Source organism: Streptomyces durocortorensis (assembly GCF_031760065.1).
Taxonomy (GTDB): Bacteria; Actinomycetota; Actinomycetes; order Streptomycetales; family Streptomycetaceae; genus Streptomyces.
Window position 1 is genome coordinate 2,141,281 of record NZ_CP134500.1, and the last position, 24,582, is coordinate 2,165,862.

A 24,582-nucleotide genomic window follows, 5' to 3' on the forward strand; every position below is an offset into this window, starting at 1 on the left:
CGCTGTGTGTCCGTACGCGATGGGGTCTCCCGTGGCCCACGGTCCGAAGGGTCGTCGCAAGCTTCGGGCGCTGACCACGGGAGGGTCGATGCCCGGCCAGGCCCTGAGCGCCTGTCGGGTTGGAACCCGCCCGGCGGGCGGGCGCAGGAGCGCAACCGTCCGCCGGGCGGAGCAGGGGGTGCCGGCAGGCCCTACGGGGTCACGCGCCCGACTCCTCGTAGCGGCGGGTCAGCTCGGCCGTGCCGGACTCCGTGAGGCTGCCGTGGAGCCTCATCCGGGCCACGCCGCCGTCGGGGAAGGCGTCGAGGCGGACGTGGGTGACGACGGCCTGGGCGCGCAGCACGAAGCGGTGCAGGGTGTCGGGCTGGAGGCGGGTGCGCGGGATGATCTCGAACCACTCGCCGGTGTCGCCGTTGCGGCCCTGGAGGGCGATCCAGCCCGCGGAGTTGCCCTTGAGGTAGGCGGTGTCGATCTCGACCGCGCGGACCGCGCCCTGGGCGGGCAGGCGGAAGCGGACCCAGTCGTTGGTGTCGCGGACCCGGCGGCGGCGGTTCTCCCAGCCGTCGTCCATCTTGCGGGACGTGCCCGGCAGGATGATCTGGGTGGGCGAGGAGTAGAAGCGGTCGGAGGCGTCCTCGTACGTACCGCCGTTGAGCACGGAGATCAGGTCGACGGTGCCGAGCGCGGCGATCCAGGCGGGGTCCGGGACGACTTCGCCGTGCACGCGGAGGCGGGCGATGCCGCCGTCGGGGTGCTGGCAGAGGCGGATGTGGGTGTAGCGGCGGCCGCCGGTGATCTCGAAGGCGTTCGCGGCGTGGCCGCGTACGGGGGTGGGCGGAAGGATCTCCTCCCACTTCACGTCGTCGGCGAGCAGCCGCTCAGGGCTCGGGGCGCCTTCGACGGAGGCGGCCTGCACCGATACGCGCTGCGGGTAGTTGCCGCGGAAGTGGGCGGTGTCCACGATCAGGCCGCGAATGACGCCGGGGGCACCGAGGCGGACGATCGCCCAGTCGTGGTCCTCGGGGGCCGGGAAGGGGGTCTCGGCGTCCGCGCCGCGGCGGCGGCGGGTCTCCCAGCCGTCCATGATCTTGCCCTTGTGCCCGAAGTGCTCCGGGTCGAAGACTGCGCGCTCGCGGATCAGGAGGTTCTCGCGCTCTGCGAAGAACTCGTCGTTGGCGGCGATCACGCCCGCGCCCAGGCGGCGGTCGGCGAGGTCGACCAGCTCGATGAAGGGAAGGTCCCCGGCCTCGCGGTAGTCCGCGTAGGGGTCGCCGCCGCCGTAGGGCGCGGCGTCATTGGCATGGGGGTCGGTGTCGGAGTTCTGGAATGTGGTCTCGCTCGCGTCGAAGGTCATGCCCCTACCCTCGCGCGACCGGAACCATCAGGTCCATCGAAAGTTTCCGCAGATACTGTTCAGCTCAACTGAACGTACGGGCTACCTGTGTGAGCGCCGCGAGCACCCGCGCCACCGCCGGGCCGCTCTCCGCCCCGTGCCGGACCGCGGCCACCACATGGCGGCGCGGCTGGTCCGCCTCCAGCACCCGCATCACCACGCCCTCGCTCCGCTCCCGGGCGGCCATCCGGGGGACCAGCGCGATCCCCATGCCCGCCTCGACGAGGGCGAGGATGGCGGTCCATCCGGCGGCGCTGTGGGCCTGCTCGGGGACGAAGCCCGCGGCTTCACAGGCGGCGGTGGTGATCTCCGACCAGGGCCCCGAGCCGCCGAAGATCCAGCGGTCGGCGGCCAGGTCCGCCAGGCGCAGCGCGGGCGCGTCGGCCAGCGGGTGACCGGCCGGGAGCGCCACGTCCAGCGGGTCGGCGAGCAGCGGGAAGAGGGAGAAGCGGGGGTCGCGGGCGGTCGGCGCGTGCGCGGCCAGCGACAGGGCCAGATCCACCTCGCCCGCGGTGAGCAGCTCGTACGCCTGGGCGGCCTCGGCCTCCCGTACGCGTACGTCGGGTCCCGGGCGCTCCTCGGCGCGCAGCAGCCGGACGGCGGGTACGACGAGGGCGGGCACCGCGGTGGAGAACGCGCCGACCCTGACCTCACCGGCCTCGCCGCGCAGATAGCCGGTCAGTTCGGCCTCGGCCCGCTCCAGCTGGGCGAAGACCGCCTCCGCGTGACGCAGGACGAGGTGGGCGGCGTCGGTGAGGCGGACGCGGCGGCCCTGGGGCTCCAGCAGCTCCACGCCGAGCTGCCTGGCCAGGTTGGTGAGCTGCTGGGAGACGGCGGAGGGGGTCATCAGGAGCGCCTCGGCAGTCGCCGTCACCGTGCCGCGGTCGCGCAGGGTGCGCAGGATGCGGAGCTTCTTGACGTCCCACTCGGTCATGGGCGCAACCTACCGGCCCCGCCCGGAGCCGGACGCACGGATGCGCCGCGCGGTAGCTCCTACCGGCGGCGCACCCGTCGTACGTGTGCGGGTCAGACCTGCTTCTTGGACTTGTCCAGGACCATGACCAGGCCCGTGATCACCAGGAACAGGGCGATGGGCGCGACGACGTAGAGACCGATGGTCTCCATCGCGCTGAGGCCCGGACCCGGATCGTCACCGTCGTCGGGCGTGAGCGCGAGTGCCGGGGCCGACATGAGCAGCATCATCAGCGTCGTCCCGGCCGCAACGACGCCGGCGCGCATAGCGTTCTTCTTGTCCACGGTGCCAACGTAGCGAACGCCTAGGCGGGGCGCTCGCCCGGGGGTGCCGTACGGGGCTTCCGGGGCCCGAGGACTGCCATCAGGGCGTGCAGGCGGGGCGAGGCGGTGATCTCCTCCAGGGTGACGGGGTGGCCCTCCGGGTCGGCGATCGGGAGGCGCCAGTTGGGGTACTGGTCCCAGGTGCCGGGGAGATTCTGCGGGCGGCGGTCGCCGACGGTGTCGGGGAGCCAGACGCCGGTCAGCCGGGCGGGGGTGCGCAGCAGGAAGCGGTGGACGGCGCGGACGGCGGCCTCCTCGTCGCCGTCGCCCTCGGGGAGCATCCGCAGCCGGGCGAGGAGGGCCAGCCACTCGGCGGTGTCGGTGGCGTCCTCGGTCAGCTCCTCCTCCAGAGGGCGGGTGAGCAGGCCGAGGCGGTGGCGCAGGGTCATGTGATCGCCGGTCAGCCGGGCGGCGGTGGAGGGCAGATCATGGGTGGTGGCGGTGGCGAGGCAGTCCCGGCGCCACTTCTCCGGGGCGAGCGGGCGGCCGTCGCCGTCCCAGTCGCGCTCGAACCAGAGCACGGAGGTGCCGAGCACCCCGCGCCGGGCAAGCGCCTCACGGACGCCGGGCGCGACGGTGCCGAGGTCCTCGCCGACGACGACGGCACCGGCCCGGTGGGCCTCCAGGACGAGCACGGCGAGCATCGCCTCGGCGTCGTACGCGACATACGTGCCGTCGGTGGGCGGGCGGCCCTCGGGCACCCACCAGAGCCGGAACAGGCCCATGACGTGGTCGATGCGCAGAGCCCCGGCGTGGGCCAGCAGCCCGCGCAGCAGGCCCCGGTAGGCGGCGTAGCCGGTGGCGGCGAGGGTGTCGGGGCGCCAGGGCGGCAGGCCCCAGTCCTGGCCGCGCGCGTTGAAGGCGTCCGGGGGCGCGCCGACGGACATGCCGTGGGCGAAGGCCTCCTGCTGGGCCCAGGTGTCGGCCCCGGTCGGGTGCACGCCGACGGCGAGGTCGTGGACGATCCCGACGCCCATTCCGGCGTCCTCGGCGGCCCGTTGGGCGGCGGCGAGCTGGGTGGCGGTGAGCCAGGCGAGGCGGCAGTGGAAGTCGACCCGGTCCAGCAGCTCGGAGCGGGCACGGGCGGTGCCCGGGGAGCGGGGGTCGCGCAGGGCGGCGGGCCAGCCGTGCCAGTCGGGCCCGTGCACCTCGGCGAGCGCGCACCACAGGGCGTGGTCCTCCAGCGCCTGGCCCTGCTCGGCGAGGAAGTCGCAGTAGGCGGCGCGCCGGCCGGGGGTCAGCGGCACCTCGACGACGAGCTCCAGGGCCTGGCGCTTCAGCTCCCAGACGGCGTCCCGGTCGATGAGGGCGCCCTTGTTCAGCACGGCCTCGCTGAGCGCGGCGGCGTCCTGGCGGAGGTCGTCCAGGGTGGCCCGGTCGCGTACGTGCCCGTACTCCGGGATGGACTCGACGTGCAGGTGCACCGGGTCGGGGAAGCGGCGCGAGGAGGGGCGGTAGGGCGACGGGTCGGTGGGCCGCCCCGGAACGGCCGCGTGCAACGGGTTGACCTGGACGAACCCGCACCCGAGCGTGCGCCCGGCCCAGGCGGCGAGGTCGGCCAGGTCCCCGAGGTCGCCCATGCCCCAGGAGCGGGCGGACAGCAGGGAGTAGAGCTGCACCAGGAACCCGTGCGCGCGCCCGGCCGGCTGCGGCGCCCGGGCCGGAGCGACGACGAGGGTGGCGGTGGCCCGGCGGTGGTCCGGCGTACGGACGTGGAGGCGATGGACACCGTGAGGCGGCGCGACCCACCAGGCGGGGGCGGGCGGAGGCTCCACCCCACCCGTGCCGCCCGGCTCCGCGACGGCACGCTCGGCGCTCCGGGGCGCGGCGGTGAGCGCGGGCGCATCGGAGGGCGCGGGCCCGGCGGAAGGCGCGGGCGCACCCGGCCCCGCCCCCCGCACCCGCATGCTCAGCGGGGCCGGAGCACGGCCCGGGCGCCGCCCCCGGGGCGTCGACGACTCCGGCTCGACCGTGACGGTCGAGCCGGAGGGGAGACGGGTCAGGGCGGGCGGCAGGGGCTCGCCCGACCAGACCACCACCGTCGGCGGCAGCAGGTGCGAGCGGGACTCCGCGGCGACGAGGCACTTCCGTACGTCCGCCGGGGTGCCGGCGTCCACGCCCAGCGCGGCGAGCACGGCGATGACCGTGTCGTCGGGGACGGACACCGTGACATCCGGCGACGGGGAGTAGGAGGTGGCGACACCGTGCAGTGCGGCGAGCCGGGACAAGCCCATTCAGACTCCTGGGAACTCCAAGCCCCCTGCGGTGCCGGGTGCGGTCGGCTCGCTGGTCAGAGGGGCGACGGCGGCGAGCGGCGGCTCGCTCGTGAGCGGGGTGGCATCGGCGAGCGGCGGCTCGCTGGTCAGGGGTGCGGCGTCGGCGAACGTGGACCCGCCGAGCAGCAGGGAGACATCGGCGAGCGGCGGCCCGCTGATCAGGTGGGCGACATCGGTGAGCGGAGGTTCACTGGTCAGCGGCGCGGAAACGGCCTGGGCGGGCACCTGTTTGGAGAGGGCGGAGAGCAGAAGCTGCGCGGAAGCGGGCATGGTGGCCTCCTGGCCATGGAGAACAGGACACAGCAGACCTACCCAGGCCTCGCGACCGCAGACGTGGACGTGATGCAGGCGTTATGACAACGAGCCCAACGTGCTCTGGGTCACATCCGGTTCCCCCGTCCGGCAGGTATGGGCCGTTTTCGGCCACTCCCGGCAGCCACACCAGCCCCATCCGGCCCGAAGGTGTCATGATTCCCGGCAAATGCGACAGAGCGGCCGTGCGCATTGACACCCCCGCGCCCGGGTGGTGGGCTCGGACCCCGCTACGAGCAGTCGGTACGGACGAAGGAGAGCGCAGCGTGCGGATCGGGCGCAGAAGGCAGGCGACGGCCGTGGCCGCCGCCGTGATCGGCGGACTCCTCGGCTCCGTCTCCGTGGCACCGGCCGCGACGGCCGCCCCCGTCGACCCCGCCATCCCCGTCACCGGGTCGGCCGAACGCTCCGACGGCGCGCAGCCGCCCTCGGTGTGGCCCCGGCCGCAGAGCATCAGGAGCACCGGACCCGCCGTGCCGCTGGGCGCCGAGGCCACCCTCGTCGCCGCACCGGACGCCGATCCGTACGCCGTGGAGCAGACGCGCTCGCTGCTGCGCGGGGCGGGCGTCCGGACCCTGCACGAAAGTCTGCCGGGGAGCGGGCCCGTGGTCCGGCTCGGCGGCACCGGCGCGGGCGAGGCGCTGCGGGCCCTGCGCGCGCCCGACCGGGCCGACCTGCCCTCGGGCGGCTACCGGATCGCCGTCGGCCGGGTGGCCGGGCGCGGCACGGTCGCGCTGGACGGGCTGGGAGGGGACGGCCTGTTCCACGCCGTCCAGACGCTGCGTCAGCTGGTCTCCGGCGGTTCGGTGGCGGGCGTCACCGTGCGGGACTGGCCGGGAACCGCCGTACGCGGGCTGTCGGAGGGGTTCTACGGGCAGCCGTGGACCCGCGAGGAGCGGCTCGCCCAGATCTCCTTCATGGGCCGCACCAAGCAGAACAGGTACCTCTACGCGGCGGGCGACGACCCGTACCGGCTGGCGCGCTGGCGCGAGCCGTATCCGGCCGAACAGCGCGCCGACTTCCGGGCGCTGGCGGAGCGGGCGCGCGCCGAGCACGTCACGCTCGGCTGGGCGCTCTCCCCCGGCCAGGCGATGTGCATGGCATCCGACCAGGACGTCCGGGCGCTGACGAAGAAGATCGACGCCATGTGGGCGCTGGGCTTCCGGGTCTTCCAGCTCCAGTTCCAGGACGTCAGCTACAGCGAGTGGCACTGCGATCTGGACGCGGAGACCTTCGGCAGCGGTCCGAAGGCGGCGGCCCGTGCGCAGGCCCGGGTGGCGGGCGCGGTCGCCCGGCATCTGGCGGAACGGCACCCGGACGCGGCCCCGCTGTCCGTGCTGCCGACGGAGTTCTACCAGGACGGGGCCACCGACTACCGCACCGCGCTCGCCGCCGAACTGGACGACCGGGTGCAGGTGGCCTGGACCGGGGTCGGGGTGGTGCCGAAGACCATCACCGGGGGCGAACTGGCCGGGGCCCGCGCCGCGTTCCGCCATCCGCTGGTGACGATGGACAACTACCCCGTCAACGACTACGCCCAGGACCGCATCTTCCTCGGCCCGTACACCGGCCGGGACCCGGCGGTGGCGAGCGGTTCGGCGGCGCTGCTGGCCAATGCGATGGAGCAGCCGTCCGCCTCCCGCATCCCGCTGTTCACGGCCGCCGACTTCGCCTGGAACCCGAAGGGATACCGCCCGGACGAGTCCTGGCGGGCGGCGATCGACGATCTGGCGGGCGGGGACGCGGGGGCCCGGGACGCGCTGCGGGCGCTCGCGGGGAACAGCGCGGCCTCGGTGCTCGGAGCGCAGGAGTCCGCCTACCTCCAGCCCTTGTTCGACGGCTTCTGGAAGACCCGCGCGGCCGAGGCCCCCGCCCGCGGCCGGGCGGCCCGCGACCTGCGGGCGGCCTTCTCCGTGATGCGGCAGGCCCCCGAGCGGCTGAAGACCCCCGCCGATGGCCGGCTGACCGACGAGGTGCGCCCGTGGACCGAGCAGCTGGCCCGCTACGGCCGGGCCGGTGAGCTGGCCGTGGACCTGCTCCAGGCCCAGGCGGCCGGGGACGGTGCGGCGGCCTGGCGGGCCCAGCTGGCCCTGGAGCCGCTGCGCGAGGAGATCACGGCGAGCGGGGCGAGCGTCGGCAAGGGCGTCCTGGACCCGTTCCTGGACAAGGTGGCGAAGGCGTCCGCCGGGTGGAACGGCACCGACCGCGCACCGGGCCGGGTCTCGAAGGACGCGCACAGCTATACGGTCCGGCTGAACGGGGTCCGCCCGGTGGATGCCGTCACGGCGCTGGCCGAGCCCGGGTCCACCGGCACCGGCGCGGTCGTCGAGGCCCATGTGCCCGGTGAGGGCTGGCGGGCGCTGGGGCAGCTCTCGCCGAGCGGCTGGACCCAGACCGCGGCGAAGGGGCTGCGCGCCGACGCCGTACGGGTGACCGTGCCGGAGGCCGCCCGGAATGCCCCGCCCTCGTATCTGAACCCGCCCCTGCATCCCTCTCCCGCGGTGGTGGCGGGGGCCCCGCAGGTGCGCGCCCTGGTGCCGTGGTTCGGGGACGAGCCCGCCGCCACGCTCGACCTGGCGCGCCGCGAGACGGACGCCGAGATCGGCGGCGAACCCCAGCGGGTCGCGGCGCGGCTGGCCGGGCAGCGACCGGCCGAGGTGAAGGGCAGGCTCACCGCGAAGGCCCCCGAGGGCATCGAGGTGCGGGTCCCGAAGGAGACGACCGTGCCGCGCGGGTCACGTACGGAGGTACCCGTGGACATCACCGTCCCGGCGGACACCCCGGCGGGCGAGTACGAGGTGCCGCTGGCCTTCGGCGGCCAGGAGTCCACGCTGACCGTGCGGGCCTTCCCCCGTACCGGCGGCCCGGATCTGGCACGTACGGCGAAGGCGTCCTCGTCGGGCGACGAGACCCCGGACTTCCCGGCGTCGGCGGCCTCCGACGGCGATCCGGAGACCCGGTGGTCCTCACCGGTGGAGGACGGGGCCTGGTGGCAGGCGGAGCTGGAGCGGCCGGTACGCCTGGGTCAGGTCGTGCTGAACTGGCAGGACGCGTACGCCTCCCGCTACCGCATACAGGTCTCCGCCGACGGCCGCACCTGGCGCAGCGCCGCGACCGTCCGGGAGGGCCGGGGCGGGCGCGAGTCGGTGCGGATGGACGCGAAGGACACCCGGTTCGTCCGGGTGCAGGGCGAGGGCCGGGCGACCCAGTACGGCTACTCGCTCTGGTCGGTGGAGGCGTACGCGGTGGCGGACGACTGATACGTACGGCGGGCCGGGGGGGACTACCGCCCCGCACAGGCGGGCCCGGGGACGGCGAAGGCCCGGGTCTCAGGCAGAGACGCCGTCGATCCGGGCCATCACGTCGTCCGCGCCGAAGGGTTGCAGATACGGCAGCCAGCGCGGGTCTCGGTGCCCCGTCCCGATGATCCGCCAGGCCAGGCCGGTCGGCGGCGCGGGCTGATGGCGCAGCCGCCAGCCCAGCTCGGGCAGATGGCGGTCGGCCTTGACGTGGTTGCAGCGGCGGCAGGCCGCCACCACGTTGTCCCAGGCGTGCTGTCCACCGCGGCTGCGCGGGATGACGTGGTCGACGCTGGTCGCGGCGGCCCCGCAGTACATGCAGCGGCCCCCGTCCCGGGCGAACAGGGCCCGGCGCGTCAGGGGGACGGGCCCCCGGTAGGGGACCCGGACGAAGCGCTTGAGCCGGACCACGCTGGGCGCGGGCACGGCACGGGTGGCACTGTGCAGGAAGGCGCCGGACTCCTCCAGGCAGATGGCCTTGTTTTCGAGGACGAGGACGAGCGCGCGGCGGAGCGGTACGACGCCGAGCGGCTCGTACGACGCGTTGAGAACCAGGACGTGCGGCACGGTGGATGCCTCCTTGTACGCCGGCGGCGCGTGGCTCGCGCCGGGACGATCCGATCTCAGTCTCTCCTCATGCCTGGTCAAAGCGCCACCACGTACGGGTAACGGGCCGGGAGGATTTTCCTCACCCCGGGCGCCGCGTGCCGTTTCCGGGCACCGAGCGGGTGTCTTACCAGGGCGGCCGTCCGCGCTGTGCGATCGGCCACAGCCCAGGTATCCCCAATGAGACCTGTCTCTCCTCCCGCGACTGCAACGATCCACTCCCCCGGCTTCGTTAGTGTTATTGGTCAACCATCGTCAGCTCTGCCGGTCCGTCTTCGTCCTCCTGGAGGTCCCTGCCGTGTTCCTGTCCGCCCTCCTGGCCGCAGCCCCGTCGCCCGGGCCGGCCGACTCGCTGGGTGAAGCCGCCGAGCAGGCCGGGAACGCCGCGGGCTGGGTCGAGGAGAACTGGTCCACCTGGCTGAGCACCGGACTGCGGATCCTGCTGATCGTGGCTGTCGCGATCACGCTGCGCTATCTGATCCGACGTGCCCTGATCAACCTCATCGACCGGATGAACCGCAGCGCCCAGACGGTGCAGGGAACGGCGCTGGGCGGGCTGCTGGTGAACGCGGAGCGCAGACGCCAGCGCTCGGAGGCGATCGGCTCGGTGCTGCGCTCGGTGGCCTCGTTCCTGATCATGGGCACGGCCGCCCTGATGGTCCTGGGCGCCTTCAAGATCAACCTGGCACCGCTCCTGGCCTCGGCCGGCGTCGCCGGTGTGGCGCTCGGTTTCGGCGCCCGCAACCTGGTCACCGACTTCCTCTCGGGCGTCTTCATGATCCTGGAGGACCAGTACGGGGTCGGGGACTCCATCGACGCGGGGGTGGCCTCCGGTGAGGTCATCGAGGTGGGCCTGAGGGTCACCAAGCTGCGCGGCGAGAACGGCGCGATCTGGTACGTCCGCAATGGCGAGGTGAAGCGGATCGGCAACCTCAGTCAGGGCTGGTCCACCGCGGGGGTCGATGTCACCGTGCGCCCGACGGAGAATCTGGAGCGCGTGCGCGAGGCGATCACCGCCGCCGCGGACTCCCTGACGAAGGAAGAGCCCTGGTCGGAGCAGCTGTGGGGCCCGGTGGAGGTGCTGGGCCTGGACGAGGTCCTGCTGGACTCCATGACGGTCCGGGTCTCCGCGAAGACGATGCCGGGCAAGTCCACGGGCGTGGAGCGCGAGCTGCGCTGGCGAATCAAGCGGGCGCTGGACGACGCGGGAATCTCGATGATCGGCACGGTCCCGGCCCAGGCGGACGGCGGGAGCTCTCCTGACCCGACCGCCGGGATGGCCGCCCCCTCGGCTTACGCGTCCGCCACCTCCCCGCAGTCCCTGGCGGCCACACCGATACCGCCGGCCACGCTGACCAAGTAGGCCGTTCGCCCGACGCCCCCGGCCGACGCCCTGGACCCCAGGGCGTCGGCCGGGGGCGTTCGCGTGCGAGGCAACACTTTCGCAGCCGGACGGGCGGTCCCCATTGACGCCCAGGTGACCTGCGCCCTACGGTCCTCTCAACCGAATAGGAAACTTTCCTAACAGAGTCACGGACGCGAGTTCCTGACAGAGGGCGGTGCATCCACGATGGCGGGAACCACTCCGGGCCCACCCGGCTCCCCGGGCACTCCGGGCACCCCCCGGGTGCTGCGGGCCATGAACGACCGGGCCGCCCTCGATCTGCTGCTGGAGCACGGGCCGCTCTCGCGGACCCGGATCGGGAAGCTCACCGGACTCTCCAAGCCGACCGCCTCCCAGCTGCTCGCCCGGCTGGAGGCGGCCGGTCTGGTCGTCGCCACCGGGACCAGCGAGGGGCGGCCCGGGCCCAGCGCGCAGCTCTACACGGTGAACGCGCGGGCCGCCCATGTGGCAGGGCTCGACGTGAACGCGCGGCGCATCGTCGCCGCCGTCGCGGACGTGACCGGTCGGACCGTCGGACAGTTCGAGCTGGCCACCCCGGGGCGGCGCGCCGACAGCGTGGTGCGGCAGGTCGCCGACGCGCTGGACGGGGCGGCGAAGGACGCCGGGCTGACGCGGGCCGATGCCCACCGGGTCGTCATCGGCACCCCGGGCGCCTTCGACCCGGGCACCGGGCGGCTGCGGTACGCCTCGCACCTGCCCGGCTGGCACTCCCCCACCCTGCTGGACGAGCTGGCCGCGTTCCTGCCGATGCCGGTGGAGTACGAGAACGACGTCAACCTGGTCGCCGTCGCCGAGCAGCGGCTCGGCGCGGCCCGGGGCCACGAGGACTTCGTCCTGCTGTGGAACGAGGAAGGGCTCGGCGCCGCCCTCGTCATCAACGGGCGCCTGCACCGGGGCTTCACCGGCGGCGCGGGCGAGGTCGGCTTCCTGCCGGTGCCGGGCACCCCCCTCGTACGCCAGGTCGTCAAGGCCAACAGCGGAGGCTTCCAGGAGCTGGCGGGCGCCCAGGCCGTGCCCCGGCTCGCGAAGTCCCTGGGCATCGACACCCCGCAGCAGCCGTACGCCGGGGTCGCCGCCTCGCTGCTGGCGCGGGCGGCCGAGGCGTACGGGCAGGACGAGGCGCTGACCGAACTGCTGCGGCAGTACGCCCAGCGGCTGGCCACCGGGCTCGCCTCCGTCACCGCCGTCCTCGACCCCGGGCTGATCGTGCTGTCCGGCGGGGCGGTCGCGGCGGGCGGCGAGGTCCTGCGCTCCCTGATCCAGTCCGAGCTGGCCGAGCTCGCCGCCTCCCGGCCCCGGCTGGTGCTCGGCGAGATCGACCGCACCCCCGTCCTGCGTGGCGCCCTGGAACGGGCGCTCGCCGACACCCGCGACGAAGTGTTCGACACCTCGCGCTGAACCACCGCTCTCCCCTTCCACTTCTCCCCCCTTCCCCTCTCCCCCTGCCGTCTGTCACTTCCCCGTCCCTGGGAGTCTCGTCATGCGCACAAGCCGTCTCACCACCACCGCTGTCGCCGTCGCCGCGATATCGGTGCTCGCCACCGCGTGTACCGGCCAGTCCGGAACCGGGGCCACCGACGACCCCAAGGCGAACACCACGATCAACTTCTGGCACGGCTGGAACTCGCCCGCCGAAGTGAAGGCCGTCCAGGACAACATCGACCGGTTCGAGAAGGCCCACCCGAACATCAAGGTCAAGGTCTCCGGCAACATCAACGACGACAAACTCAACCAGGCGCTGCGCGCGGGCGGTTCGAACGGGCCCGACGTGGTCTCCTCGTTCACCACCGCCAACGTCGGCAAGTTCTGCTCGTCGGGCGCGTTCGCCGATCTGAAGCCGTTCATCGAGAAGTCGAAGCTCGACCTGGAGAAGACCTTCCCGAAGGTTCTCCTCGACTACACCCAGTTCGAGGGCAAGCGCTGCGCCCTGCCGCTGCTCACGGACGCCTACGGCCTCTACTACAACAAGGACGCGTTCAGGAAGGCCGGGATCACCGCTCCGCCGAAGACGATGTCCGAACTGGCGAGCGTGGCGAAGAAACTGACGGTCGAGAAGGGCGACAGCTACTCGCAGCTCGGGTTCATGCCGAACTTCCACGGCTACGAGACCGTCGCCAGCCACTACCTGTCCTCGTGGGACCACAAGTACTTCGACGAGAACGGCAAGTCCAACATCGCCAAGGACCCGGCGTTCGCGGAGATGTTCACGTATCAGAAGCAACTGGTGGACGATCTCGGCGGCTACGCCAAGCTGGAGAAGTACCGGGGCACCTTCGGTGACGAGTGGGGCGCCAAGCACCCCTTCCACACCGGCCAGGTGGCCATGCAGCTGGACGGCGAGTGGCGGCTCGGGATGGCCGAGGACGCCGGGGCCGACTTCGAGATCGGGGTCGCCCCGATGCCCGTCGCCGACGACGAGGCGGACAGCTACGGCAAGGGCTTCCTCTCCGGCACGGTCGTGGGCATCGCCCCCGCCAGCAAGAAGCAGAACGCCGCGTGGGAGCTGGTGAAGTACATGACCAGCGACACCGAGGCGGTCGTCAACTTCGCCAACGGCATCCGCAATGTTCCCTCCACCCTGGAGGCGCTGAAGTCGCCCGACCTGAAGTTCGACCCGCGCTTCCGGACCTTCCTGGACATCGCCCAGCACCCGAAGTCCAGCACCCCGGACGGGGCCGTCAACGGATCGACGTACCAGCTGACCCTTCAGGACTTCGGCTACCAGTACGAGAAGGGCGCGGTGAAGGACCTCCAGGCCGGCCTGGAGAAGACCGCCCGGCAGATCGACACCGACATCGCCAAGGCCAAGTAGCCCCCGATGACGACGCACACACTCCGCTCCAAGCGCCGCAGATCGGCGCTGCGGAACGCGGCCTTCATGTCGCCGTGGCTGATCGGGTTCTCGGTCTTCTTCGCCTACCCGATGGTCTCTACGGTCTACTTCTCGTTCACGGACTACGACGGGTTCGGGGCGCCGGTCTTCAACGGGCTGACGAACTGGACGTACGTCTTCCAGGACTATCCGATGTTCTGGCCGTCGCTGTGGAACACGCTCTGGCTGGTGGTCGTCGTGGTCACCTGCCGGGTCGTCTTCGGGCTCGGCATCGGTCTGCTGATCACCAAGATCAAGACGGGGACGGGAGTCTTCCGGACGCTGTTCTACCTGCCCTACCTGGCCCCGCCGGTCGCCGCGACGCTCGCCTTCGTCTTTCTGCTCAACCCCGGCACCGGGCCGGTCAACGCGATCCTCGGGGACCTGGGGCTGCCGACGCCCGGCTGGTTCAACGACGCCACCTGGTCCAAGCCCGCGCTCACCATGCTCGCGGTCTGGGGCATCGGGGACCTGATGGTGATCTTCATGGCCTCGCTGCTGGACGTACCGACCGAGCAGTACGAGGCGGCCGAGCTGGACGGCGCGTCCGCCTGGCAGAAGTTCCGCTTCGTGACCCTGCCGAACATCTCGCCGATCGTGCTGTTCGCCGTGGTGACGGGCGTCATCCAGGCCATGCAGTACTACACGCAGCCGCTGGTGGCGGGGAAGGTCGCCTCCGGGGTGATCGGCGGCTCAGGGCAGTCCTTCGAGCCCGGCTATCCCGACAAGTCGACACTCACGCTTCCCCAGCTCGTCTACAACCTCGGCTTCCAGCGTTTCGACTACGGCGCCGCCTGTGTCGTCGCCCTCATCCTGTTCGCCCTGGCCATGGCCTTCACCGCGCTGCTCATGCGGGGCCGCAACAACCTCATCCAGGCCGGTGACTGAGCCATGACCCAACTCCTCGACAAGCCCGCGGCCGGCACCGCCCCGGCGACCGGCCCGCGGACGCCCGCCGAGCGCACCGCCCGCCGCAAGGCGCTGCTGCACTGGATCGCCGTGCACTCCCTCGGGATCGCCGCCGCGCTCTTCTTCGTGCTGCCGTTCGTCTTCGTGGTGCTCACCTCGCTGATGAACGACCAGCAGGCGCTGACCCGTGACCTCACCCCGAACACCTGGGAGTGGGGCAACTACGAGCGGGTCTTCAACACCCCGGGCTTCCTCACCTGGTGGCGCAACACCCTGCTGTACGCGGGGCTCGGCACCGTCCTCACCCTCGTCTCGTCCATCCCGGTGGCGTACGCCCTGGCGAAGTTCCGCTTCCGGGGCCGCAAGCTGTCGCTGATGCTCGTCATCTCGATGATGATGCTGCCGCCGCAGGTCGTCATCATCCCGATGTACCTGTTCTGGGCGAAGCAGATGGACCTGTCAGGCACGCTGTGGCCGCTGATCATCCCGATGGCCTTCGGTGACGCGTTCTCCATCTTCCTGCTGCGGCAGTTCCTGCTGACCATTCCGAACGAGTACCTGGACGCGGCGAAGGTCGACGGCTGCGGCGAGTTCCGCACGCTGATCAAGGTCGTCCTGCCGATGGCCAGGCCCGGCATCGCGGCCGTCGCCCTCTTCCAGTTCTTCTATGCCTGGAACGACTACTTCGGACCACAGATCTACGCCTCCGAGAACCCGGCCGCCTGGACGCTCAGTTACGGCCTGGAGTCCTTCAAGGGCGCGCACCACACCGACTGGAACCTGACCATGGCCGCGACCGTTCTGGTCATGGCCCCCGTGATCGCCGTCTTCTTCTTTGCCCAGAAGGCATTCGTCGAGGGCGTCACACTGACCGGAGTAAAGGGCTGACAATGAAGCTCGCAGTAGTGGGTGGCGGGTCCACCTACACCCCTGAACTGATCGACGGATTCGCCCGGTTGCGGGACACGCTCCCGGTCGAGGAGCTGGTCCTCGTCGACCCCGCTGCCGACCGGCTGGAGCTGGTCGGCGGCCTCGCGCGGCGGATCTTCGCCAAGCAGGACCACGCCGGGAAGATCACCACGACCACCGACCTGGACGCGGGCGTCGCCGACGCCGACGCGGTCCTCCTCCAGCTGCGCGTCGGCGGACAGGCCGCGCGCGACCAGGACGAGACCTGGCCGCTGGAGTGCGGCTGCGTCGGCCAGGAGACCACCGGCGCGGGCGGTCTCGCCAAGGCGCTGCGGACCGTGCCGGTCGTCCTGGACATCGCCGAGCGGGTGCGCCGCACCAACCCGGACGCCTGGATCATCGACTTCACCAACCCGGTCGGCATCGTCACCCGCGCGCTGCTCCAGGCCGGGCACAAGGCGGTCGGCCTGTGCAACGTGGCGATCGGCTTCCAGCGCAAGTTCGCCCGCCTGCTGGAGGTGGAGCCGGGCGCGGTCCACCTCGACCACGTCGGGCTCAACCACCTCACCTGGGAGCTGGGCGTGCGTCTGGGCGGCCCGGACGGTGAGAACGTGCTGCCCAAGCTGCTGACCGAGCACGGCGACGCCATCGCGGACGACCTCCGCATGGACCGGCGGATCGTGGACCGGCTCGGCGTCGTCCCCTCGTACTACCTGCGCTACTTCTACGCCCACGACGAGGTCGTCCGGGAGCTCGGCACCAAGCCGTCCCGGGCCGCCGAGGTCGCGGCGATGGAGAAGGAGCTGCTGGCGATGTACGGCGACCCGGCGCTGGACGAGAAGCCCGAGCTGCTCGCCAAGCGCGGCGGCGCGTTCTACTCGGAGGCGGCGGTCGACCTCGCGGCCTCCCTGCTGGGCGGCGGCGGTTCGCCGGTCCAGGTGGTGAACACGTACAACAACGGGACGCTGCCGTTCCTCCCGGACGACGCGGTCATCGAGGTGCAGGCCCGGGTCGGCCACGACGGTGCGGCCCCGCTGGCCGTGCCCGCGCTGGACCCGCTGTACGCCGGTCTCATCGCCAACGTGACGGCGTACGAGGACCTCGCCCTGGAAGCGGCGCTGCGCGGCGGCCGGGACCGGGTCTTCAAGGCTCTGCTCGCCCATCCGCTGATCGGCCAGTACGAGTACGCCGAGGGCCTCACCGACCGGCTGATCGCCCACAACCGGGAGCACCTCGCGTGGGCGTGAACGTGTCGGTCGTCGCCGTCGACGCGGGCAACAGCAAGACCGATGTGGCGCTGATCGGCGCGGACGGCACGGTGCTGGCCTCGGCCCGGGGCGGCGGTTTCCAGCCCCCGGTCGTGGGGGTGGCGGCGGCGGTCGACGGGCTGGCCTCCGTACTGGAGCGGGCGGTGGCGGACCTGCCGGGCCCGGTCGGCTCGCTCGGGCATCTCTCCGCGTGTCTGGCCAACGCCGATCTGCCGGTCGAGGAGGCCGAGTTGGCGGCCGCCCTGGAGGCGCGCGCCTGGGGCACCTCGGTGGAGGTCCGCAACGACACCTTCGCGATCCTGCGCGCAGGGGTGGACGAGCCCCGGGGCGTGGCGGTGGTGTGCGGGGCCGGGATCAACTGCGTGGGCATGACCCCGGACGGCCGGGCCGCCCGCTTCCCCGCGATCGGGCGGATGTCCGGTGACTGGGGCGGCGGTTCGGGTCTGGCGGAGGAGGCCCTGTGGTTCGCCGCCCGCGCCGAGGACGGGCGCGGCGAGCCGACGGAGCTGGTCCGGGCGCTGCCGGGGCACTTCGGTCTCGGCTCGGTGTACGCGCTCATCGAGGCGCTGCACCGGGGCGCCGTCGAGCCGGGGCGGCGGCACGAGATGACGCCGGTGCTGTTCGCCACGGCGGCCGCCGGGGACGCGGTGGCGGCCGCGCTGGTGGAGCGGCAGGCGGCGGAGGTGGCGGCGATGGCCTCGGTGGCGCTGGCCCGCCTGGAGCTGCTGGAGGAGGAGGTTCCGGTGCTGTTGGGCGGCAGTGTGCTGGCCGCACGGCATCCGCAGCTGAACGACCGGATCGCCGATCTGCTGGCCGCCCGTGCACCGAAGGCCGACGTGCGTGTGGTGACCGAGCCGCCGGTGCTGGGTGCGGCGCTGCTGGGCCTGGACCGTACGGGTGCGGCGCCGGAGGTGCACCGCAGGCTGCGCGCGCAGTACGCCTGAGGCCGGAGCACACGGAACGCCAGGGGGCGCCCCACCGGAGACCGCGCGGTGGGGCGCCCCCTTGTACGCGGGAGCCGCCCCTCGTACGGGGGACAGGAGGGGGGCGAGGGAACCGATCGGCCTCGTGGAACGTGTACCTGATGGGGAGTCCGTTCGCTTATGGGGATGTTTCCGGGCACGTCGCACCGGTTGTCTTGATCGGCCGCGTCCGCACTGATCGAATGCGGGGGCCGATGGGGGATCTGGGCGTTCCTGGTGTGGATGCCCGTCCCCGCGGCCATACTTCTGGCCGGGCACGCGCCGTCCGGAAGGGGACGGGGGACCCGCCGTCCGTGACCGAGGGGGAGGTCGAGTGACACACCCGCCGAGCGGCGGCACGCCGCCGCTGCACGCGCCGGACCCGGTGTCCGCGCCCGTCGGCGTGCCCGCACCGCGTGGCGGCGGCTTGGGCGCACAGGCGCGGCGGCTGCGTGCCGTGGCGACGACCGAGCCCGGCCGACTCCAGATCATCGGGGCCGTCCTGGCCCTGCTCGTCGTGGCGTTCGGTGCGGTGACCACCCTGGAGATATCCCAGCGGGCCGCCGCCGCCGACGACGTGGTCGGGCGCAGCCAGCCGCTGAGCGCCGACGCGGCGGACATCTACCGCTTCCTCGCGGACGCGGACACCTCCGCGGCCAGTGGCTTCCTCGCGGGTGCGCAGGAGCCCGACGCCGTGCGCGAGCAGTACCGGAAGGACATCGAGGAAGCCGCGCGGCTGCTGGTGAAGGCCGCGGCGAACACGGACTCCGCCACCGCGTCCGGGCGGGAGATCACCACGCTCAACGAGCTTCTTCCGGTCTACACGGGCCTGATCGAGCGGGCCCGCGCCAACAACCGACAGGGCCTGCCGCTGGGTGGCGCCTATCTGCGGTACGCGAACCAGAAGATGACCGGCGAGATGCTGCCCGCCGCCGAACGGCTGTACGCGGCGGAGACCGGCCGGCTGGAGTCGGACTCCGCCGACGCCCGGCGGTGGCCGCTCCTGTCGCTCGGGGCCGGGTTCCTGGCGCTGGTCGCGCTGGCGTGGATGCAGCGACGCACCTACCGCCGGACGAACCGGGTGCTGAACCACGGGCTGCTGGCGGCGACCGCGGCCGCGTCGGTGGTGGTGCTCTGGCTCGCCGTGGGGCATGCCGTGGCCCGTACGGAGCTGCGGTCGGCGATGACGCACGGCCAGGCCTCGCTGGATGTGCTCAACGACGCCCGGATCAACTCCCTGAAGGCGCGCGCCAATGAGAATCTGACCCTGGTGGCGCGCGGTGCCGTGTTGACGGCCGACGGCTCCGCCGACCAGTACGAGACGGACTACACCACGGGTATGAAGGCGTTGAAGGACCGGCTGGAGAAGGCCGAACGGCTCGCCGACGACAGGAGCGGGAGCGAGCCGGTGGCCAGGGCCGCCACCGCCGTGTCCGAGTGGCAGAGCCGCCACCGTGCGGCGCGTGCCACGGACGACCAGGGCGACTACGGCAGCGCGTTGCAGCAGATCATCGGGGCCGAGGGGTCCACCGGCGAGTCCTTCCAGCAGGTGGACGCCGCGCTGAGGAAGGCGCTCGCCCATGAGCAGGGCGAGTTCACCGCGGCGGCGGAGGACGGGCGCGGGGCGCTGCGGGGCCTGCCGACAGGGGCCGCGGCGCTGGCGGTGCTGGGGGCGATCGCCGTGATCGTCGGGGTCAACCGCAGGCTCTCGGAGTACCGGTGAGAGGGGCAGCGATGACCAGGGCGAGGGGCCGGTCCGTGAAAGGCCGGTTCGCGGGCGGCCGGCTGCGTGGCTGGGGCGGCGTGACGGGGATGGCGGCGGCGTGCGCGGTGACCGCCGCGGTCACCCTGCTGCCGCTGTCCCACCACAGCGGCGGGCCGGCCGGTGCGGATGCGGCGGGCGGCGGGGCGGTCGCGGCCGTGCAGGCGCGGGCCGAGGCGTGCACGGAGCCGGAGGCGAGCCTGCCGCCGTCGGGGGCGGACGGGCCGAACATCGCGAAGATCAAGGCGCGCGGCAAGCTGATCGCGGGAGTCGACCAGAACAGCTTCCGCTGGGGCTACCGCAATCCGGCCAACGGTGAGCTGGAGGGGTTCGACATCGATCTGGTGCGGGCCGTCGCCGAGGACGTCCTGGGCGACCCGGACGCGGTGATCTTCCGTGCGATCCCCACCAACCAGCGCATCGCCGCCCTGGAGAGCGAGCGGGTCGACGTCGTCGTACGGACGATGACGATCAACTGCAAGCGGCTGGAGCAGGTCTCCTTCTCCACCGCCTACTTCCAGGCCGGACAGCAGGTCCTCGCCCCGAAGGAGTCCGCGATCACCGGCTACGACGCCTCGCTGAAGGGCAAGCGGGTCTGCTCGGCCGAGGGCTCCACCGCGTACGAGGCGCTGGAGAAGGAGTCCTTCGGGGCGGTCTACAAGGACGAGTTCGACGGCACCGAGCGCGACCGGGACCGGCTGACCGTGCCGAACCAGCTGGACTGCCTGGTGCGGCTCCAGCTCGGCGAGGTCGACGCGATCGTCACGGACAACGCCCTGGCGGCCGGTCAGGCGGCCCAGGACCCGGCGGTGGAGCTGAAGGGGAAGGCTCCGTTCACCACCGAGTACTACGGCGTCGCTACCAAGAAGGGCGCCGACGACCTGGTGGCCCGGGTCAACAAGGTCCTCGTCGACTACCGGGCGGGCGGCAGGAACAGCGCCTGGATGACGTCCTACGACAAGTGGCTGGCGACCGGCCTGCCCGGCATCACGGCACCGCCCGCACCCAAGTACCGCAACGACTGACCCCGTACCACCGGCAGGCGTACGGACCGGAGCAGACCGAAGCAAGCGATCCCGCCGGGCCGACGGCCGGCGGGGAGAGCGGAGAGGTGTTCGATGGGCGTCGCGGGATCCTTCCCCAGCTTCGCGGGGAGGCCTCCCGGCCCGGTCATGGACCGGGAGGAGGCGGACCGTGCGCTGGCCCGGCTCGGTGCGGAGCACGAGGCCATCGAGACCTCGCTCCTCGCCCTCCAGGACCATGCCGGCCGCCGGCTCCTGGAAGGTGCCGGGCTGACCGGTGTCACCCGGGAGCGCTGGGCCACGACCGAGCAGTCGATCACCCTGCTCTGGGGGTACTTCGACGCCTACGCGGGGGCGCTGGCCGAGGCCCGGGAGATACGGGCCCGCAGGCGCCAGCCGAACCGGGAGGACCTCGCCGCGCTGACCGAGCTCCTGCGCGGGGACGCGGTCCATGTGGCGAACCCGGGGGCGCTGCCGCCGCCCCCGGTCGCCGGCCCGGCACGGCTCTCCGAGCGGTTCTCGCTCCAGGAACTGGTCGCCCGGATGAACGAGCTGTACGCCCGTTCCCTGGACATGGTCGTCGCCGCCGACTCCGTCTGGTCGGCGCTGCCCGCCCGGATCGATCTGCTCGCGGCCGAGCTGCACCGGACGCGTTCCCTGGCCCACTCGGTGGGCGTGCGGCCCGGTGAGCATCCGGCGGGCGACGATCTCGCGGAGATCACCGAGGAGCTGACCACCCTGCGGACCCAGGTGATATCCGACCCACTGGCGTTCTGGCTGCCGGGGCCCGGCAGCGCGGCGCCCGGCGGCGGCCGCCCCGACACCTCGCGCTACGACCGGGCCGCCCGCGCCCTGGAGGACGTACGGCGGGAGATCGAGGCGGTCCTGGCGGTCCGCCAGGACGCCGAGGCCCGCCTGGTCCGGCTGCGGGACGTGCTCTCCCGGGCCGACCGCACCCTCACCGAGGCGCGGGCGGCACGCGGTGAGGTGCTGGCGAAGATCGCCGCCTCCGAGGTGCCCGCGGTCAGCGGTCCGCCGACCGCCCTCCAGGAGCGTCTGGCTGCCGCGTCGGACTACCGCAGGCACGCCCAGTGGCACCGGCTCTCGCCGCTGCTGGAGTCGCTGGAGCAGGAGGCCGAGGACGAACTGCTGCGCGCCCGCGAGTCGCTGACCTCGGTGACGGCCCCGCTGGCGGTCCGCGCGGAGCTGCGCGGCCGGCTCGACGCGTACAAGGCGAAGGTGGCCCGGCACGGCCTGGCGGAGGACCCGATGCTGATCGAGCGGTACGACGCGGCGCGCCGGATGCTGTGGAGCGCGCCGTGCGATCTGCGGGTCGCCGAGCAGGCCGTCCTGCGCTACCAGCACGCGGTCCAGGAACTGCTGGCGCCGCGTCGGCCCGACGGCCCCCAGGACCGGCGGGACGCGGGCGAACAGGGGGAGAGCCGATGAGTACGCAGTGCCAGCGCCCCGGTTGCGAGGGCGCCTACGAGGACATGGGCGGCGGCGAGCTGTACTGCGGCACCTGCGGCCTGGCCCCGGTCGTCTCGCCGACGGGCATGGTGAGTTCGCCGCCCACGGGGGTCGCCGGGGGCGGCCGGGCGAGCAGCCGGGACAGCTCCTCGCAGCGCTCCGGGTCCCGCGCCTCCTCGCGGTCCTCGTCGCGTTCGTCGACCTCGCGCCGCTCGGTCTCGGGGCGGCTGTCGCGCTCGCTGTCCGGGGCGTCCACCTCACGTTCGGTCTCGGTGCGCTCCTCGGGTTCCACGTCGGCGACCTCGGCCCGGGGCCGCCTCGGCGTCGGTCTGGTGGAGGTGCCGGACGTGCCCCGGCCCGATCCGCGTACGGCGGTGCTGGAGAACCCGGAGGTACCCGAGCGCAAGCGGTTCTGCTCCCGCTCGGACTGCGGGGCCCCGGTGGGCCGTTCGCGCGGGGACCGGCCGGGCCGCACGGAGGGGTTCTGCACCAAGTGCGGTCACCCCTACTCCTTCGTGCCGAAGCTGGGCGGCGGGGACATCGTGCACGGCCAGTACGAGGTCGTGGGCTGCCTGGCGCACGGCGGGCTCGGCTGGGTGTACCTCGCGGTGGACCGCGCCGTCTCGGACCGCTGGGTGGTCCTCAAGGGCCTGCTGGACACCGGCGACCAGGACGCGATGGCCGCCGCGATCTCCGAGCGCCGCTTCCTCGCCGAGATCGAGCACGCCAACATCGTCCGCATCTACAACTTCGTCGAGCACCTGGACCAGCGGACCGGCTCGCTCGACGGGTACATCGTCATGGAGTACGTCGGCGGCAAGGCGCTCAAGGAGATCGCCAACGAACGCCGTACCCCGGCCGGGAAGCGCGATCCGCTGCCGGTCGAGCAGGCGTGCGCGTACGGGATCGAGGCGCTGGAGGCGCTCGGCCATCTGCACAGCCGCAATCTCCTCTACTGCGACTTCAAGGTCGACAACGCGATCCAGACCGAGGGCCAGCTGAAGCTGATCGACATGGGCGCGGTGCGCCGGATGGACGACGACGAGTCGGCCATCTACGGCACGGTCGGCTATCAGGCCCCCGAGGTCGCGGAGCTGGGCCCCTCGGTCGCTTCCGACCTGTACACGGTGGCGCGGACGCTGGCGGTGCTCACCTTCGACTTCCAGGGGTACACGAACGTCTTCGTGGACTCGCTGCCGGACCCGGACACCATCGAGGTGCTGCGCACCTACGAGTCGTTCTACCGGCTGCTGGTACGGGCCACCGACCCGGACCCGGCCCGGCGCTTCGCCTCGGCCGCGGAGATGGCCGAGCAGCTGACGGGGGTGCTGCGGGAGGTCGTGGCGCTCCAGACGGGGCGGCCGAGGCCCGCGCTGTCGACGCTGTTCGGCACGGAACTGCGCGTGACAGACACGGAGTTGTTCGCCGAACAGAGGGGCGACGTGTCCGAGCTGGGCGCCCGCGCCGCCTCCGCTCGCGGCGGGCTCTTCGGCCGCCGCAGGGGCGGGGCGCGTCCGCTGTCCGGAATTCCGGCACAGGGAGGGGCGGCGCCCGCAGCGCCCCCGCCACCGGTCGCGGGGGCGCTGCCGTCAGGTGTCCAGCCTTCCGGTCCGGCTTCGGGCCCGGCGGGGGCCGTTCCGGTGGGCGCCCAGCCTTCCCATCCGGCTTCGGGCCCGGCGGGGGCCGACCCGCTGGGGGCGCCGCCGACCCATGTCCGGGGCGGTCCGCAGGGCGGTGCGCCGCTCGCGTACGCTCCCCCGGCGCACGCCCCGGTCCCGGCGCCCCGGACGGCGGAGCCCGCCCCCGGCACGGCGATGGGAGCGGCGTACGGGCCCACGAGCGGACCGGCGGTCCCCGGGGACGTCCGGCTCGTCGCGTTCGACGCCCGGGCCACCTCGCTGGCGCTGCCCGTCCCCCGGGTCGACGCGACGGACCCGAACGCCGGTTTCCTCGCCGGACTGATGGCCGCCGCCCCGGCCGAGCTGATCACGGCCCTGCGCGCGGTGCCCGCGCCCTCGCCGGAGACCCGGCTGCGGGAGCTGCGGGCCTGGCTGGAGATGCGGGAGCTGGATTCGGCCGCCCGTGCGCTGACCACCCTGGAGGGTGAACACCCGGACGACTGGCGGGTCGTCTGGTATCGCGGCGTCACCTCGCTGGTGACCGGTGACGACGAGAGTGCCGCGCTCTCCTTCGACGCGGTCTACGACGCCTTCCCCGGGGAGATGGCGCCCAAGCTGGCGCTGGGGATCTGCGCGGAGGTGCTGGGCCAGCTGGACAACGCCGCCGAGTACTACCGCCTGGTGTGGGCGACCGATCCGGGTTACGTCAGCGCCGCGTTCGGCCTGGCCCGGGTGCAGATGGCCGCCGGGGACCGGGACGCGGCGGTGCGCACTCTGGAGTCGGTGCCGGAGGCCTCGATCCACTACACGGCCGCCCGGGTCGCCGCCGTGCGGTCACGGCTGCGCGAGCGCTCCCCGCACGAGCCGCTGCTGACCGATCTGACGGCCGCCGCGAGCCAGGTGACGGCGCTGGCCGCCTTCGGTCTGGATCCGGTGCGCCGCGAGCAGTTGTCGACCGAGGTACTGGGCAAGGCGCTGGACTGGGTACTCTCCGGTAGTCCCGGTGCCCCGTCACCGGGCGGGCCGGAGACCGGGCCTCCGGGCTCCCGGAAGCTGCTCGGCGCCGAACGGGACGAGCGGGGACTGCGGTTCGGGCTGGAAAGCTCGTACCGGATGCTCGCCCGGCTCGCGCAGCGGGGCGACGAGAGGATCGAACTGGTGGAGCGGGCCAACCGTTTCCGCCCCCGGACGTGGGTGTGAAG

At 73.0% G+C, this 24,582-nt stretch carries 19 protein-coding genes; 12 read left to right on the top strand and 7 right to left on the bottom strand.

Annotation, left to right across the window (positions count from 1 at the left end; genetic code table 11):
* Window positions 1-199: 199 nt before the first annotated feature.
* The 5 genes from alc to RI138_RS09505 all read right to left on the bottom strand — a co-directional run bounded on the left by alc (window position 200) and on the right by RI138_RS09505 (window position 5,235).
* Window positions 200-1,354, bottom strand: coding sequence for an allantoicase (alc, locus tag RI138_RS09485; protein ID WP_311119542.1), 1,155 nt, complete (start codon window positions 1,352-1,354; stop codon window positions 200-202).
* A 64-nt stretch (window positions 1,355-1,418) separates the two neighbouring features.
* Window positions 1,419-2,327 carry a LysR family transcriptional regulator gene (locus RI138_RS09490; protein WP_096632817.1) on the bottom strand — a complete coding sequence of 303 codons (909 nt, stop codon included), beginning with the start codon at window positions 2,325-2,327 and terminating at the stop codon, window positions 1,419-1,421.
* A gap of 92 nt (window positions 2,328-2,419) precedes the next feature.
* Entirely contained in the window at window positions 2,420-2,632 is a 213-nt protein-coding gene (locus tag RI138_RS09495; RefSeq protein WP_311122830.1) for a hypothetical protein, read from the bottom strand.
* A 38-nt stretch (window positions 2,633-2,670) separates the two neighbouring features.
* A complete protein-coding gene (gene malQ, locus RI138_RS09500; RefSeq protein ID WP_311119543.1) occupies window positions 2,671-4,923 on the bottom strand; it encodes a 4-alpha-glucanotransferase in 2,253 nt (750 codons plus the stop codon).
* Entirely contained in the window at window positions 4,924-5,235 is a 312-nt protein-coding gene (locus RI138_RS09505) for a hypothetical protein (RefSeq protein WP_096631124.1), read from the bottom strand. It lies immediately after the preceding gene.
* Window positions 5,236-5,543: 308 nt separating this feature from the next.
* On the opposite strand from RI138_RS09505, the gene RI138_RS09510 reads away from it, so the two are divergent.
* Window positions 5,544-8,537, top strand: a complete 2,994-nt coding sequence (locus RI138_RS09510; RefSeq protein ID WP_311119544.1) for a beta-N-acetylglucosaminidase domain-containing protein — start codon at window positions 5,544-5,546, stop codon at window positions 8,535-8,537.
* A 69-nt stretch (window positions 8,538-8,606) separates the two neighbouring features.
* On the opposite strand, the gene RI138_RS09515 is transcribed toward RI138_RS09510, so the two are convergent.
* The gene (locus RI138_RS09515) at window positions 8,607-9,143 is read right to left on the bottom strand and encodes an HNH endonuclease (protein ID WP_006124472.1); all 537 of its coding nucleotides are present in this window, start codon (window positions 9,141-9,143) and stop codon (window positions 8,607-8,609) included.
* 337 nt (window positions 9,144-9,480) lie between these two features.
* On the opposite strand from RI138_RS09515, the gene RI138_RS09520 reads away from it, so the two are divergent.
* The 10 genes from RI138_RS09520 to RI138_RS09565 all read left to right on the top strand — a co-directional run bounded on the left by RI138_RS09520 (window position 9,481) and on the right by RI138_RS09565 (window position 21,740).
* Window positions 9,481-10,545 carry a mechanosensitive ion channel family protein gene (locus tag RI138_RS09520; RefSeq protein ID WP_311122831.1) on the top strand — a complete coding sequence of 355 codons (1,065 nt, stop codon included), beginning with the start codon at window positions 9,481-9,483 and terminating at the stop codon, window positions 10,543-10,545.
* A gap of 207 nt (window positions 10,546-10,752) precedes the next feature.
* Entirely contained in the window at window positions 10,753-11,985 is a 1,233-nt protein-coding gene (locus RI138_RS09525; RefSeq protein WP_311119545.1) for an ROK family transcriptional regulator, read from the top strand.
* Between the two features lie 82 nt (window positions 11,986-12,067).
* Entirely contained in the window at window positions 12,068-13,399 is a 1,332-nt protein-coding gene (locus RI138_RS09530; protein WP_311119546.1) for an ABC transporter substrate-binding protein, read from the top strand.
* Between the two features lie 6 nt (window positions 13,400-13,405).
* Window positions 13,406-14,347 (top strand): carbohydrate ABC transporter permease, encoded by a 942-nt coding sequence (locus tag RI138_RS09535; RefSeq protein WP_311119547.1) that lies wholly within the window; start codon window positions 13,406-13,408, stop codon window positions 14,345-14,347.
* A gap of 3 nt (window positions 14,348-14,350) precedes the next feature.
* A complete protein-coding gene (locus RI138_RS09540) occupies window positions 14,351-15,256 on the top strand; it encodes a carbohydrate ABC transporter permease (RefSeq protein WP_311119548.1) in 906 nt (301 codons plus the stop codon).
* 2 nt (window positions 15,257-15,258) lie between these two features.
* On the top strand, window positions 15,259-16,524 hold the full coding sequence (locus RI138_RS09545) for a 6-phospho-beta-glucosidase (RefSeq protein WP_311119549.1): 1,266 nt from the start codon (window positions 15,259-15,261) through the stop codon (window positions 16,522-16,524).
* Complete coding sequence (locus RI138_RS09550; RefSeq protein ID WP_311119550.1) at window positions 16,515-17,489, top strand: N-acetylglucosamine kinase; 975 nt, start codon at window positions 16,515-16,517, stop codon at window positions 17,487-17,489. Before RI138_RS09545 ends, RI138_RS09550 begins: the two co-directional genes overlap by 10 nt.
* Window positions 17,490-17,841: 352 nt before the next feature.
* Window positions 17,842-19,230 (top strand): hypothetical protein, encoded by a 1,389-nt coding sequence (locus tag RI138_RS09555; protein ID WP_311119551.1) that lies wholly within the window; start codon window positions 17,842-17,844, stop codon window positions 19,228-19,230.
* An 11-nt stretch (window positions 19,231-19,241) separates the two neighbouring features.
* The gene (locus RI138_RS09560; protein ID WP_311119552.1) at window positions 19,242-20,294 is read left to right on the top strand and encodes a glutamate ABC transporter substrate-binding protein; all 1,053 of its coding nucleotides are present in this window, start codon (window positions 19,242-19,244) and stop codon (window positions 20,292-20,294) included.
* A gap of 93 nt (window positions 20,295-20,387) precedes the next feature.
* Complete coding sequence (locus tag RI138_RS09565) at window positions 20,388-21,740, top strand: coiled-coil domain-containing protein (RefSeq protein ID WP_311119553.1); 1,353 nt, start codon at window positions 20,388-20,390, stop codon at window positions 21,738-21,740.
* Between the two features lie 34 nt (window positions 21,741-21,774).
* Here RI138_RS09565 and RI138_RS32540 read toward each other — a convergent pair whose 3' ends face one another.
* The gene (locus RI138_RS32540; protein ID WP_449343292.1) at window positions 21,775-22,053 is read right to left on the bottom strand and encodes a hypothetical protein; all 279 of its coding nucleotides are present in this window, start codon (window positions 22,051-22,053) and stop codon (window positions 21,775-21,777) included.
* On the opposite strand from RI138_RS32540, the gene RI138_RS09570 reads away from it, so the two are divergent.
* Window positions 22,034-24,580 (top strand): tetratricopeptide repeat protein, encoded by a 2,547-nt coding sequence (locus RI138_RS09570; RefSeq protein WP_449343293.1) that lies wholly within the window; start codon window positions 22,034-22,036, stop codon window positions 24,578-24,580. The genes RI138_RS32540 and RI138_RS09570 overlap by 20 nt on opposite strands.
* Window positions 24,581-24,582 lie beyond the last annotated feature (2 nt).